General features: G+C 43.6%; 16 protein-coding genes. 10 read left to right on the top strand and 6 right to left on the bottom strand.

The window, feature by feature from the left end; translation table 11 throughout:
* Nucleotides 1–62: 62 nt before the first annotated feature.
* The 3 genes from ACBR23_RS05535 to ACBR23_RS05525 form a co-directional block, all read right to left on the bottom strand.
* Nucleotides 63–521 (bottom strand): hypothetical protein, encoded by a 459-nt coding sequence (locus ACBR23_RS05535; protein WP_341738954.1) that lies wholly within the window; start codon nt 519–521, stop codon nt 63–65.
* A 74-nt stretch (nt 522–595) separates the two neighbouring features.
* Nucleotides 596–772: a hypothetical protein gene (locus ACBR23_RS05530; protein WP_371115638.1), complete on the bottom strand. Its 177-nt coding sequence runs from the start codon at nt 770–772 to the stop codon at nt 596–598.
* A gap of 53 nt (nt 773–825) precedes the next feature.
* Nucleotides 826–1,011, bottom strand: coding sequence for a hypothetical protein (locus ACBR23_RS05525; protein ID WP_371115637.1), 186 nt, complete (start codon nt 1,009–1,011; stop codon nt 826–828).
* Between the two features lie 205 nt (nt 1,012–1,216).
* On the opposite strand from ACBR23_RS05525, the gene ACBR23_RS05520 reads away from it, so the two are divergent.
* From ACBR23_RS05520 to ACBR23_RS05510, 3 genes are all read left to right on the top strand, one after another.
* Nucleotides 1,217–1,453 (top strand): hypothetical protein, encoded by a 237-nt coding sequence (locus ACBR23_RS05520; RefSeq protein ID WP_341738953.1) that lies wholly within the window; start codon nt 1,217–1,219, stop codon nt 1,451–1,453.
* Between the two features lie 204 nt (nt 1,454–1,657).
* Nucleotides 1,658–2,191 (top strand): DUF262 domain-containing protein, encoded by a 534-nt coding sequence (locus ACBR23_RS05515; RefSeq protein WP_371115635.1) that lies wholly within the window; start codon nt 1,658–1,660, stop codon nt 2,189–2,191.
* Nucleotides 2,192–2,299: 108 nt separating this feature from the next.
* On the top strand, nt 2,300–2,992 hold the full coding sequence (locus tag ACBR23_RS05510) for an MAE_28990/MAE_18760 family HEPN-like nuclease (protein ID WP_371115634.1): 693 nt from the start codon (nt 2,300–2,302) through the stop codon (nt 2,990–2,992).
* A gap of 209 nt (nt 2,993–3,201) precedes the next feature.
* Here ACBR23_RS05510 and ACBR23_RS05505 read toward each other — a convergent pair whose 3' ends face one another.
* Nucleotides 3,202–3,864 carry a hypothetical protein gene (locus ACBR23_RS05505; RefSeq protein ID WP_371115633.1) on the bottom strand — a complete coding sequence of 221 codons (663 nt, stop codon included), beginning with the start codon at nt 3,862–3,864 and terminating at the stop codon, nt 3,202–3,204.
* Between ACBR23_RS05505 and ACBR23_RS05500 the strand changes: the two genes are divergently transcribed.
* Nucleotides 3,863–4,051 carry a hypothetical protein gene (locus tag ACBR23_RS05500; protein WP_340517244.1) on the top strand — a complete coding sequence of 63 codons (189 nt, stop codon included), beginning with the start codon at nt 3,863–3,865 and terminating at the stop codon, nt 4,049–4,051. The genes ACBR23_RS05505 and ACBR23_RS05500 overlap by 2 nt on opposite strands.
* Before the next feature lie 115 nt (nt 4,052–4,166).
* Here the strand turns inward: ACBR23_RS05500 and ACBR23_RS05495 are convergent, their stop codons facing one another.
* Entirely contained in the window at nt 4,167–5,183 is a 1,017-nt protein-coding gene (locus ACBR23_RS05495) for a YihY/virulence factor BrkB family protein (protein WP_371115632.1), read from the bottom strand.
* A 116-nt stretch (nt 5,184–5,299) separates the two neighbouring features.
* Here ACBR23_RS05495 and ACBR23_RS05490 point away from each other — a divergent pair, with 116 nt between their 5' ends.
* Both ACBR23_RS05490 and ACBR23_RS05485 read left to right on the top strand, forming a co-directional pair.
* Nucleotides 5,300–5,914: a hypothetical protein gene (locus ACBR23_RS05490; RefSeq protein WP_371115631.1), complete on the top strand. Its 615-nt coding sequence runs from the start codon at nt 5,300–5,302 to the stop codon at nt 5,912–5,914.
* A gap of 195 nt (nt 5,915–6,109) precedes the next feature.
* On the top strand, nt 6,110–6,808 hold the full coding sequence (locus tag ACBR23_RS05485; protein WP_371115630.1) for a tetratricopeptide repeat protein: 699 nt from the start codon (nt 6,110–6,112) through the stop codon (nt 6,806–6,808).
* Nucleotides 6,809–6,945: 137 nt separating this feature from the next.
* On the opposite strand, the gene thrC is transcribed toward ACBR23_RS05485, so the two are convergent.
* Nucleotides 6,946–8,070: a threonine synthase gene (gene thrC / locus ACBR23_RS05480; RefSeq protein WP_371118852.1), complete on the bottom strand. Its 1,125-nt coding sequence runs from the start codon at nt 8,068–8,070 to the stop codon at nt 6,946–6,948.
* A 120-nt stretch (nt 8,071–8,190) separates the two neighbouring features.
* Between thrC and ACBR23_RS05475 the strand changes: the two genes are divergently transcribed.
* From ACBR23_RS05475 to ACBR23_RS05460, 4 genes are all read left to right on the top strand, one after another.
* Nucleotides 8,191–8,478 carry a hypothetical protein gene (locus tag ACBR23_RS05475; RefSeq protein ID WP_341739461.1) on the top strand — a complete coding sequence of 96 codons (288 nt, stop codon included), beginning with the start codon at nt 8,191–8,193 and terminating at the stop codon, nt 8,476–8,478.
* Nucleotides 8,479–8,774: 296 nt separating this feature from the next.
* The gene (locus ACBR23_RS05470; RefSeq protein ID WP_371118854.1) at nt 8,775–9,827 is read left to right on the top strand and encodes a fatty acid desaturase; all 1,053 of its coding nucleotides are present in this window, start codon (nt 8,775–8,777) and stop codon (nt 9,825–9,827) included.
* 125 nt (nt 9,828–9,952) lie between these two features.
* Nucleotides 9,953–11,362, top strand: a complete 1,410-nt coding sequence (locus ACBR23_RS05465; RefSeq protein WP_371118855.1) for an AAA family ATPase — start codon at nt 9,953–9,955, stop codon at nt 11,360–11,362.
* Nucleotides 11,362–12,291 carry a chromosome partitioning protein ParB gene (locus tag ACBR23_RS05460; RefSeq protein ID WP_341739464.1) on the top strand — a complete coding sequence of 310 codons (930 nt, stop codon included), beginning with the start codon at nt 11,362–11,364 and terminating at the stop codon, nt 12,289–12,291. Before ACBR23_RS05465 ends, ACBR23_RS05460 begins: the two co-directional genes overlap by 1 nt.
* Nucleotides 12,292–12,368: the final 77 nt, after the last annotated feature.

Below are 12,368 nucleotides of genomic sequence, written 5' to 3'. Positions count from 1 at the left end.
AGTGCAACCGGAATTGATATGATTCCCTACGGGATAGCTGCGCTCGCGCGGCTTTTTTTTCTCTAAATCACGGTAGGTGCTTTAAAAACTTCTAAAATCTTTTGTTTCAAAGTAACTAACTCATCTGTAGCTGCATGAGCTTCATAAATAGCTTCGGATGCTGCTACAAAAGGATCTGCATAAAGGGCAAAATAGAGTGAATTAACTGCGCGCGCTGTGTGAAATGCAGCTAAATAATCTGATAATTTTATATTGCCTTCTCCCATTTTTTCTTGCAAGTCCCACTGAATCTCATCGAGTCGATCGACCAAGGATTGAAGTTTGTTTTGAAGTGAAACATCACCACATTGACCTTTTTCTAGCGCTTCTAATCCTTCGTCAAGAATTGGGTGACTCAAGCTAGTGCGCTCAATTGCGAATTTACAAGCGGCTTTGGCTGCATTTCGCTGTTCGGAAATAGTTGCTTGTTTCAGCATTTCCGATTGTTCAGGAGCGATAATTTCTAAGCGATTTTCTGTCATTGTGTAATTAACTCCTTGTAGTCTTCTGGCAGTGTTATCTCCTCGGTTGTTAAAGATTAGGCTATGGCGATCGCTCAAGGGCGATCGCCTTCTGATTTATCTTTTTTCTGCTCTTGGCGCTCTCGAACAGATTTCGTCAGCAGGTACGTTGCCAAACTGCTGATGGATCTGCTTTCTGCTTCTGCCCATTCTTCGAGAGCTTTTTGAATCTCCTCTGGCAGATATGCGGTAACTCTTCCCCTTGAAGCCATTGGTTGCACTGCAAAACATCTCTACACAGTCCATCTTACGCTGTGGCCATCGCTCAAGGGCGATCGCCTTCTGATTCGTCCTTTTTCTGTTCTTGGCGCTCTTGGCGCTCTCTGACTGCTTTAGCTGCCACATGGGAGAGCAGGTTTGCGAGTGTTCTATCTTCCTGTTGGGCCCATTCGGACAGGGCTTGATGAACGTCTTCTGGCAGTGTAACTGTGACTCGCATACGTGAAGGCATTGGCCGGCATGGTTTTACTTCTATTGTCTTAAATTTTACACTCTAACGTCATTAGATATATTTTTGTGTCATTTGATGTTTTTAACATCAAAATATGCTATTAGTGTATATAAGGCTCAGGCCTTAAAACGTCAGAAGCCAGCCCCTTACTGTGGAAGGTTCCGGGCTGGCTCTGGCTCCAAAAATATCAATGGAGACGAGTTCTATGTTGACATATAAAGACCGCTTGTGTTGTTGGGCGATCGCCCGTTTGTTACCCTCTGAGCAATGGATAATTGTTGCCCGCTTCCGCAGCCGTTCCGATGCCGACGGCCATTTCAAGTTTTTGCGACAAACAATACCTCACGTTAAGTTTGAGGTTGTGTTCGATTTAAGTGGAGACAGTCACCGTTTATCCGCGTTGGCAGATCGTCCTTCCAATCCCGTCACCAGCGCGTTATAAATGGTAATTTTCGCGGCGGTTTCAGTTAACTAAACATTGGCGATCGCACTTTTTGTTAGTAAGTGCGATCGACCGCATCATCTTAGCCAAATCATAATTTACACAGGGATGCCCTCAAGACTAATATTCTCCGAACAGGACTTGAGCGACCCTGGGCTGTGGTAAAATTATCATATCGACACCACTTTCTCGTTACTTAAAAATATGCGATCGAAACTAGAACAAATTACGCTGCAAGACAGAAATGCTGCTGAAATGCAAATCCGCGATAATCGGCAGCAAATTAATTACGACACCAAACAGTATCCACTCGAAATACTTGTTCAAAAATATATGGAAGGAATTGACGAGGATACTAATAAGTTGTTTATTCCTGACTACCAACGTGAAATGACTTGGGATGAAGCAAGGCAATCAAAGTTTATCGAATCTGTAATTTTGGGGCTGCCAATACCTTATCTATTCGTTGCCGCTCTCGGTGATGATGAAAATGATGAATCACGTTTAGAGATCGTAGACGGTGCAGAACGCATTCGTACTCTAACCAGATTTGTCAACAACGAATTAACCTTAAGTGGACTGAAAAAATTAGAGCATTTGAATGGATTTAAGTTTAGTGATTTACTCATGCCTCGTCAGAGGCATTTCAATCGAACTACACTTCGGGTAATCCAACTAAGCAAAACTGCAAATGAGGAATTCCGAAGAGATTTATTTGAGCGGCTACAATCATTTTAATAGCAAAGTAAATACATTTGAAAGAGAGCCAAAAATTTCTGGGTATTAGTTTGAGAAATCAAAAAATTGTTGTGTGGAATATGTCTGCGATCGACTGCTAGGATAATCATGGAAACTGTACTCTTCGACTTTAATACACGCGCTAAAGATGTGGATGATTACTTCATTTTTCTGGAGAGCTTGGAAAAACAGACAACCCAGTTAGCTGTATTCGATCCTGCTGGCACATACAAAATACAAAGTCTCGATCCTGAGTTAGCAAAAACCCTGAGAGCTAATGGTTTTTTGTTACTGTATAACTTAGTTGAATCCACTATGCGAAATGCGATTGAAGCCATATTCGAGGAGTTAAAAAATAAAGCTATCTCTTTTGACAATCTCAAACCAAAAATCAAAATAGTTGTTCTTCAAAATCTTAAAAATCGTTCTCCTAAGAAAATTCATTTAACAATCAACCAAATCTCTACAGATATCATCACAGCTACATTTGAACGCGAAGAACTGTTTTCAGGAAATGTGGATGCTAGGTTGATTAAAGAAATAGCAGAAAAATATGGTTTTTCATATCAAACAGACTTTGCTAAGACAAAGAACGGGCAAAATCTTGTAGTGATTAAAAGTAATAGAAATGACTTAGCGCACGGCATTAAGTCTTTTGAGGAAGTGGGCGGAGATCAGGCTATTGAGGAACTCTTAGAAATTAAGGAAGAAGTCGTAGAGTATTTGACGCAAATACTGCAAAATATCAGAGATTATCTTGACAATGAAGAGTATTTGGAGTTACTCACAGGTAATCCTTAATTTCTATTTTCTTCAGTCCCCCTCTGCTCGGACTTTGTTTTTGTAGACGCGATTTCAATCGCCGAGTGATATTGTTTCCGGTTGCATCGTCAGGTGATTTAACCACAGAGAACGCAGAGAACACAGAGGGAGATAAGAGAGATGAATAATTCCGATGCTACCGGATTTGATATGACTTTGTTTTTGTAGACGCGATTTCAATCGCCGAGTTACTTCCGTACCATCACAGACTCAATTACAGCATTCGGCTGATACTTATTAGTCTGAAAAAATCCCCCTTTACCAGCGCCATATACTCCTCCAAACTGCTTCCCTTCAGCCTTGGGAACAAACATAATCTTTCTAGTGGGTTGCTTGGCAAAAACCACATTTTCTCTCATTTCATTATCCACATTATAAGATAAAGTAGCTTGGCCGTAAATTGCCTCTGCTTGTTTCAGAGTCATTCCCGGCCCGACACCCTGAACTGTTTTATAATTGGCATTGTCAGTCCTTAAAAGTTCAATGACATCGGTATCTTTGAGCTTTGTACCCGCAGCGTAGATTATCCGATACTGCACTTTTCCCGACTGGCTGACGGCCACTGCATCAAAGTCTACCATAAAAGGAGACTGAACCTTAAACAGTGCCGTTGAACCCAAAGCCTTTTTCAGTTGTCCGAAAGTCATCCCCACCTGGGCCGCTCCCATTGTGCGATCGCTAATTGCTACACTTGCAGAAGCAGCTTTTTGAGCAGCATTAGCCACTTTTGGCTGCGCGTTGGTACCCACACGCGCCACAGCGACACCGGGATTTGACATTGCTCCCAAATAAGAGCCGATCGCCAACAAAACAGCTATCATCGATCCAGACAAAACTTTAATATTGAACATGACTAATTCTCCTAGATTTCAAATGCGACTATCTACCCGCATATTTTGGGCTATATTGGGCATCACCTTGTTAGTTTGGATTCTCAGAGGCGTTGGCCTCTTGACATTCATTCCGGGTGTGGTGATTTGGATACTGATTTTGCTGTCTTTTGTCGCGGGTATCCTCACCACTCTACTGCGTAGGTAATTTGGTATCCGGTAAGTAATAACAGTTATTGATTATTGGTTATTGGTTATTGGTCGCAAATCACAAATAACTACTGACAACAACCCATTCCCCATTCCCCATTCCCCATTCCCCATTATTTGAGTTTCATTGCCTTTCCAACAGTCACATTCAATTGCGCTCCGATCAGCATCACCAAACAACAAAGATCTAGCCACAACAGCAAAACAATAAAAGTGCCGATCGTCCCGTAAGTCCAACTGTAATTGCCCAAATGCAAAACGTAGAAGCGAAACAAAGCTGAAATCAGCGCCCACAAAACAGCCGCAAAAACAGCACCAGAAAAAATCGGTATATTTCGTTGGTGGCGGCTCGGCCCATAGCGGTAAATAAAAGCAAAGGCAACTGATATAATTCCCAAAGCAATCGGCCAGCGCCACAACCGCCAAACAGCCAATAGTTGCGACTCCAAAGGGCAATTTTTCACCAAGGATAAGCAATTTTTAACATCTTTTAAATTGCAATTAGCAACGGATTCCAGCAGACAACTCTCGCGGGCAATAGCTTGTACAATTAAATCGCTGACAAATACTGCTCCCGATGCCATAATTAATAGTATAATTGTACCGATACTCAGGGTCAAAGAAATCAGTTTGGCATTCAAAAAATGGCGCGTGCGATCGGGCGGAATTTCATGGATGCGATCGAGTGCAGCCATGGCCGCGCTCATTACTCCAGAAAAAGCCCACAAGGATGCTACAAAACTCAGCGAAAATAGTTGTTGGTTGCGATATGAAAGGATTTCTTTGAGGGAACTACGAATCAAATTCCGCACGTCATCGGGTATGACTTCGCCTAAAAGACCGGCGATTTGATACAGTGTTGATTGCAAAGGTTCAAAAAGGGCGATCGCACATAACACAGCCAACAACCCCGGAAACAGCGCCAGCATAGAATTGTAGGCCATTTCCGCCGATAGCCCCGGCAACCGCTGCTCTCCTGCCTTCACGCAGACTTCGCGAAGCGTGCGCCAAGTCAAACACCGACAAAATAGCCAAAAGTGACTAAATTTCTGTTTGATAGCTCTCAGCAGCTTCCAAAGCACCCGAAACAAAGCTAAAATCAGGTAGCGCAGCCAGTAATAAATGTTCATAATTAATTAAGCTATTACCAATTCGCAATTCGCAATTCGCAATTCGCAATTCCCCATTCCCCAATTCCCCAATTCCCAATTCCCAATTCCCAATTCCCCAATCTATAATCAATATTATGGTTCAAGATGTCAGACAGTGGTTAGATGAAATCAAGCGGCTGCAACAGCAGTTAACAGAGGTTTCGCGCGATCGCGATGAAGCGGGTGAAAGTGCGGCTCAGTGGCGTCAACTCTATAATACCGAAGCGGAACAGCGGCGGAATGATACTAAATTAACTCAGCAAACGATCGCCAATTTAGAAACACAAATACAGCAACTCCAAACTTTCTCTCCCATTGTATCGGAAGGCGAAGCAACTGGAATTGCTCGCATGGAAGAAGTGGAACAACTGCAAACAGTGGGGGAACTTAAGGCTAAATTAGTTATGGTACTCCAAGAGCGCGATCGGGCGATCGAACAAATCAAACAATTGACTCAAGCCCTCAAACAAGAAGAAGCGCGCCACGCCGAAACTAGCAAAAATTTAACTAGCGCCCTAGGAGATGCCGTGGACTTGCTCACGAAAGCCAAAAATCCTGCCCCTGTAAAAACAGAGACAGCGTATTCTTTGGAGATAGTACCTGTTACCACTGGAAATTCGGGAGAAAGTGCGATCGAGATCCGCCACAATCCGGCCCAACTTCCGCCTTCTAAAAATCAGTTACTTCAGCTACCACCTTTTAGCAATTAGTAGGGTGTGTGACAGAGAAAAATCTTTGATTCGTGGGAAAAGATGATTCAGCATTGTGGGGATGTAATACAGAAACCAGCTTTTGCACAAGAGACTGGGTTTCTCAGCCGATAAATCTCCAAAAAGGTGGTTTATGGGGGTTTGTGAACAATACATAAACCCTGTTTTGATCGACAATAATCGAGGTTAAAGGAAATGAATTTTTTTAATCAATTGGCTAATGGTTTAAGTCAGCGTTGGAATGCCTTTACGCAAGAACTAGAGTGGTCAAGGCTTCATGGACAGTCTTACCAGCTTTGTAAAGAAGGCAAATTCACTGAAGCGTTTTTGGTAGCTGAACAAGCATTAATCTTAGCTCAATCCCTTCACTCAGGCGACCATGCTGATGTGGCACTCAGTCTCAATAAATTGGGATTACTCTACTACTCCCAAGCACGCTACAGTGAAGCGGAATCCCTCTACCTACAGGCATTAGAGATGGAACAACGCCTATTTAGAGGCGACAGTTATAGGGTGGCATTCAGTCTCAGTAGCTTGGGATCACTCTACGACTCTCAAGGACGCTACAGTGAAGCTGAAGCCTTCTGCCTACAGGCATTAGAGATGGCACAACGCCTATCTACACACGGCAGTTCTACTGTGGCAATCATTCTCAATACATTGGCCAAACTCTACGATTCCCAAGCACGTTACAGTGAAGCTGAACCCCTCTACCTACAAGCATTAGAAATGTGGCAACGCCTATTTGCAGGCGACCATCCCGATGTGGCAAAAAATCTCGATACCTTGGCAGAACTCTACAACTCCCAAGGACGTTACAGTGAAGCTGAATCGCTCTGCCTACAGGCATTAGAGATGAGACAACGCCTATTTACAGGCCGGGCGTCAAGTTAAAAATCCTTAAGCGGTTGCTTTGGAATTACCCGCCAATGGGGTATTAGTGGAATATGTGCGGTTTAATCGTTTTGATTTTACCGCCACCACAGGTCAAAACCCTTAATCTGCCGAATATTGGGCATTTATTTGACCTGCTAAAATCCCATCGCCCCAGCTACCGCATCCAAAGTCGGAGCAATGCCATTTTTAAACTGATTGTTGCTGTGATTAATCGCCGTATCCGGGTCTTTCAAACCGTTACCCGTCAACACGCAAACTACCGTCGCCCCCGTCGGAACTTGGTCTTTTACCTTCAGCAAACCGGCCACAGAAGCTGCACTCGCAGGTTCGCAAAAAATCCCTTCCTGGGATGCTAACAAACGATAAGCATCTAGAATTTCCTCGTCGGTGACAGCACTAAAACTGCCGCGACTGGCTTCCGAAGCTGCGATCGCCTGTTTCCAGCTAGCCGGGTTCCCAATCCGAATCGCCGTAGCCAGAGTTTCCGGGTGCGACACCGGATGTCCCGTCACCAAAGGTGCAGCCCCCGCCGCTTGAAATCCCATCATCCGTGGTAGGCGAGAACATTTTTTAGCTTGATGGTATTGACAAAAACCCATCCAGTATGCTGTGATATTTCCGGCATTTCCGACGGGAATGCACAGCCAGTCGGGGGCATCGCCCAAAGCGTCCACGACTTCAAAAGCGCCGGTTTTTTGGCCTTCCAATCGGTAAGGATTCACCGAATTTACCAAAGTCACGGGGTAGTTGACGGCCATTTCGCGGACAATTTCTAAAGCCCGATCGAAATTGCCTTGAATCGAAATCACTTCCGCACCGTACAGCAAAGCTTGGGCTAACTTGCCCAAAGCCACGTAACCTTCGGGAATCAACACAAAGGCGCGCATTCCCCCACGTCGGGCGTAGGCGGCCGCTGCTGCCGAAGTATTGCCCGTACTGGCGCAAATTACCGCCTTGGCACCTGCTTCCTTGGCCTTGGAAATCGCCATTGTCATCCCCCGGTCTTTGAAACTACCAGTGGGGTTGAGGCCGTCGTATTTGACTAGGACTCGCACGTCTCTACCGATGAGAGCTGCGATCGCAGGTGCTGGAATTAAGGGAGTATTGCCTTCTTGGAGTGTCACTACCGGCGTGGCTTCACTCACCGGCAGGTAGGGGCGATAAGCTTCGATCAAGCCCGGCCAGCCGTAGTGTTTCGGCAAGACTGCGCGGGCAGCAGGGTTATGAGTAGAGTCAGTTACAGGTAGAATCAGGGTCACGATGTCAATGGTTTTAGGCAATGGCCGAGGAATTTACACCAATTTTAGCTCGATCGGTTAATTTGATGTTTAATATGATCGGTTCAGGTTAAAGTTACTTAATGGTGTGAATGTGTAGATATGTCTACCCAATTACTAATGTCAAATAATTCCTCCACTCTTTCTCGGCCTCAAATCACGGCTAGCAATCCCGAAATGGCTAGTTCTTCTACCCTACCGACCGGTTTGACCCGCAAAGTAGAGTCTGTTAAGTCTCCGTATCAAGCCGACCACCAAGTTAAATTTCTGCACCTGCAAGCAGAAATCGAATCCTTGCTGCTGCAAGTGCAAACCCTCAAACAGCGACGCTATGTTGCTTGCTCTCAAGTTGCGATCGGTCAAAATTCTGCCCGTAGCAACAACAATTAGCCGTGGCAACTCGTGCTAATTGTGCCGCCCCTGTGGTATAAAAAGTAAAGTTTTGTTAACCGCAGTGTTTTTTTAACCAAAAGCGCTAGCCAATTAATCTGCGGCTAGCGATAGCTAGCATTTGTTAAAACGCGCTTGTTAAAACGCGATCGCCTACCTCTAAACTAGCCTGCTGCTGACTTGCAGCAGGCGACATGGTACTGCGTTAATTTTGTGACCGGTTCTACTGGTACAGGGAAAATCTAGATCGATCCCCAACTTCTAGTTGGGGATTTCCAAACATTCCAAGAGAGTTTATGACAGCATCGATCGAAAAACCACTAAATTTGACATCCGCAAGTGATACTTCCAACTTGCGCCTCAAAGATATTCTCAAAACCCTGCCACGGGAAGTATTCGTCAAAAACCCCCGCAAAGCTTGGACAAAAGTCATCATCAACGTTTTGCTAGTTGCTGTCGGTTACTGGGGCCTAGCAGTATCCCCTTGGTTTCTACTACCAGTAATGTGGATTTTCACAGGTACTGCATTAACCGGTTTTTTTGTGATCGGGCACGACTGCGGACACCGGTCATTTTCTAACCGCCGCTGGGTAAACGATTTAGTCGGACATCTAGCATTTTTGCCATTAATTTACCCGTTTCACGCATGGCGTCACGGACATAATTATCACCACAAGCATACCAACAAAATTGGGGAAGACAATGCTTGGCAGCCCATGAGAGCAGAAGACTACGCTGCTGCTCCCAAGGCTTTACAAATAGCTTATAGTTTAATTTTTGGTCCGCTATGGTGGGTAGGCTCGATCGCCCATTGGGCAAAAGTGCACTTCATGTGGTGGCGCTTCAAAGGCCAACAGAAACAAGAACAAGTCCGCTTTTCTGTGTTAGTAGTTTTAATCGGTGCTGCGATCGGATTTCCGATTTTAATTGCTACAACCGGAATCTGGGGATTCGTCAAATTTTGGTTACTCCCGTGGATGGTTTACCATTTCTGGATGAGCACATTCACAATTGTTCACCACACTGCACCAGACATTTCATTCAAAGAACCTTCTGAATGGAACGAAGCCCAAGCGCAACTATCGGGAACAGTTCACTGCGATTATCCTCGCTGGGTAGAGTTCCTGTGCCACGACATTAACGTCCACGTTCCCCACCACTTGTCAACAGCTATTCCCTGGTACAACTTGCGCCTAGCCCACAGTAGCTTGAAAGAAAATTGGCAAAATCATCTCTATGAAACCAAATTTTCTTGGTCTTTGATGAAGCGAATTTCCGACAACTGTCACCTCTACGATCCCGCTGGCGGCTATCTGACATTGGAAGATTTTAAAGCTCAAGCTAAGTAGTCAGCAGTCATTAGTCAGCAGTCATTAGTTATTGGTCATTGGTTATTGGTTATTTGCTACGAATTACAAATGCCCAATGCCCAATGCCCAATGCCCAATGCCCAATGTCCGATTCGCAATGAAACATGAATTTCAATCCGAATAACTGCCGCAACGAAAGCGAAGTAGAAACCAAACTAATTGTCAGCTATCTACTGCCAAAACTGGGCTATACCCCCGACAATTGGCACCAAGAAATAGCCTTTGGGAATATCCGTCTAGACTTCCTATCCTTCGCCACCCAAGTTCTCCCCATAGTCATCGATGCCGACTCGCCAATGAGCGTCGTAATTGAGGCGAAACATCCGAAGGAAAAATTAGACCGCCACATCAGGAGACTGAAACGTTACTTAACAAGTTTAAACATTCGCTACGGATTGATCACCAATGCGAAAGAAATTAGAATATATGAAATAGTAGCCTCCGAGATTCAGCTAGTATTCAATTGCTCTGGCCAAGAACTTGAAACCAGAATCGATGAAATTATTGCTTTAATTGGCAGAGATAGTTTAAGAATCATCAAAAGTCCAGAAAATCTCGAACTAAAAGATAGTCAACTAAATATAGTGCCATTCGCTCCCGAAATTGTACCCGAAATAAAATTAGATATAGTTGAACCCACAACCAGTCAAAATACTATGAAAATAATTGCTGTTTACCACAATAAAGGCGGAGTCGGCAAAACTACAACCGTAGTCAATTTAGCCGCAGCCCTCAGCAAGCAATGTAAAAGAGTCTTGGTGATAGACTTAGACAGTCAAGCTAATACAACCTTTGCCACAGGATTAGTCAAATTTGATGACGAAGAAGATGATGATTTGAAACAAAAAAATATTCTGCACATCTTACAATCAGAGGATTTTTACTCAATATCAGAAGTAGCTAGAAAGTCTAATTTTTGCACTCCAGCAATAGATGTAATTCCTTCTCACATTGATTTAATGCAATATGAAACAGAACTAAACTCACTGGATTACAGTAGAATGATTCTGATACAGAAACTAGCAGAAGTACAAGATAAATACGATATTGTATTGATTGATACGCCACCCTCTTTAAATTTTTATGCCAGAGTTGCCCTGATTGCAGCCGATTATTTAATTATTCCTTCTGACTTAAAGCCTTTTGCGAATCAAGGATTAATTAATGTCAAAGATTTTATCAAAAAAGTTAATGGATTTAAGAAACAAATCGGCAAAAATCCTCTACAGGTTTTAGGTGTACTTCCTTGTAAAATCTCAACTAACGCTAAATTTATACAGCACAGTTTGCCTAGGCGGAGGGATGCAATTCCCAAACGTTACGGTATGGAAATTATGGAAAGCGTAATTTATGAAAGAGATGATTTGGCTAAGTGTGCAGAACAAACTCAAATATTCGGAGATATCGAAATTGCCGACCCCATTTCGGTGTTAGACTTTAAGCCAGATTCAATCGCATCTCAAGAGTTTGAAGTCTTAGCAATGGAAGTTTTGGAAAAGATAGGTGAGACATAATGCAAAAATTATCCCCGTCGTTGGTTGCAGTAAAAAAGATTACATCTAAAGTTCCTCGTGACAATTTTGCCGATCGCGATTTAGAAAAAGTCGCCCAACTAATTTTAGAATTAGGAGGATTGATCAACCCCATAATTCTCCGGCGCAACGGGATGGACGCCTACGAGATAGTAGACGGAGACTTTGAATACTATGCGGCGGCGAAAGCCAGGGAAATCAACCCTATGAAAGGCGAGACAATCGGAGCATTTATTCTGGAACCAGAAAATGAAGAACTTCTGCTAGAGCAAGTTCAAGCGCTGAGAAAATGTACAACAACTGAGAATTTAGTTGAGATCCCCGAAACCGGGTTTTTGTACGAAAATACTTCATCGCAGCCCCCAGATTCAATTAAAAACCCGGTTTCTTTGGTCGAAGTCCCTAATTCCGGTGAAAATGAAACTCCTCAATCATCATCCAGTTTAGAACAGCGACTAACCAATCTTGAAGCTCAGTTTGAAAACCAAATTAATGAATTAAAAGCCGAGTTTTCCCGTGAAAAACAGGTGTTAGCCCAGAGTATACAAGAATTAGAAACCAGACTTTTACAACAAGTACCTCTGTTAGTGGAAGCTGAGTTAACAAACAGAATTAATGAGTTGAAATCAGAGTCGCCACCCGAAAAACAAGCGGTGGTAGAGAGGATACGAGAAGTTGAAAACGTAGCTTCCGAATCAATGTCGCTGTTGGAAGCACTCAATACTTTAGATAAATCTGGATTGTTGGCGAATTTTAAAGATGCTGGCTTGAAGTCTCAGATAATCGACAGAATAATCAAAGAACGAGAGGTTCAGCCGTTTGTGTCATTTACAAGTGCGGTGAAACGTATTGAAGGGTTAACCGACAAAGCAATGATTAAAATAATTGATAAGTGGCACAAATACTCATAACTCGCAATTCCTGTAGCGTGTTTTCTTGCCTTTCCAATTAGGTTCAGATCCCCCTAAATCCCCCTTAATAAGGGGGA

Source organism: Microcoleus sp. (assembly GCF_041354475.1).
GTDB lineage: Bacteria > Cyanobacteriota > Cyanobacteriia > Cyanobacteriales > Microcoleaceae > Microcoleus.
The sequence above is the reverse complement of the archived record's forward strand: the minus strand, read 5'-3'. Positions and strand labels throughout refer to the sequence as shown.

Coding starts and splice junctions, on each gene's coding strand:
- ACBR23_RS05475 (WP_341739461.1), top strand. CDS start 8,191: ATGTCTACCCAATTACTAATGTCAAATAATTCCTCCACTCTTTCTCGG.
- ACBR23_RS05520 (WP_341738953.1), top strand. CDS start 1,217: ATGTTGACATATAAAGACCGCTTGTGTTGTTGGGCGATCGCCCGTTTG.
- ACBR23_RS05525 (WP_371115637.1), bottom strand. CDS start 1,011: ATGCCTTCACGTATGCGAGTCACAGTTACACTGCCAGAAGACGTTCAT.
- ACBR23_RS05465 (WP_371118855.1), top strand. CDS start 9,953: ATGAATTTCAATCCGAATAACTGCCGCAACGAAAGCGAAGTAGAAACC.
- ACBR23_RS05535 (WP_341738954.1), bottom strand. CDS start 521: ATGACAGAAAATCGCTTAGAAATTATCGCTCCTGAACAATCGGAAATG.
- ACBR23_RS05495 (WP_371115632.1), bottom strand. CDS start 5,183: ATGAACATTTATTACTGGCTGCGCTACCTGATTTTAGCTTTGTTTCGG.
- ACBR23_RS05530 (WP_371115638.1), bottom strand. CDS start 772: ATGGCTTCAAGGGGAAGAGTTACCGCATATCTGCCAGAGGAGATTCAA.
- ACBR23_RS05460 (WP_341739464.1), top strand. CDS start 11,362: ATGCAAAAATTATCCCCGTCGTTGGTTGCAGTAAAAAAGATTACATCT.
- ACBR23_RS05510 (WP_371115634.1), top strand. CDS start 2,300: ATGGAAACTGTACTCTTCGACTTTAATACACGCGCTAAAGATGTGGAT.
- ACBR23_RS05485 (WP_371115630.1), top strand. CDS start 6,110: ATGAATTTTTTTAATCAATTGGCTAATGGTTTAAGTCAGCGTTGGAAT.
- ACBR23_RS05470 (WP_371118854.1), top strand. CDS start 8,775: ATGACAGCATCGATCGAAAAACCACTAAATTTGACATCCGCAAGTGAT.
- ACBR23_RS05505 (WP_371115633.1), bottom strand. CDS start 3,864: ATGTTCAATATTAAAGTTTTGTCTGGATCGATGATAGCTGTTTTGTTG.
- ACBR23_RS05500 (WP_340517244.1), top strand. CDS start 3,863: ATGACTAATTCTCCTAGATTTCAAATGCGACTATCTACCCGCATATTT.
- ACBR23_RS05490 (WP_371115631.1), top strand. CDS start 5,300: ATGGTTCAAGATGTCAGACAGTGGTTAGATGAAATCAAGCGGCTGCAA.
- ACBR23_RS05515 (WP_371115635.1), top strand. CDS start 1,658: ATGCGATCGAAACTAGAACAAATTACGCTGCAAGACAGAAATGCTGCT.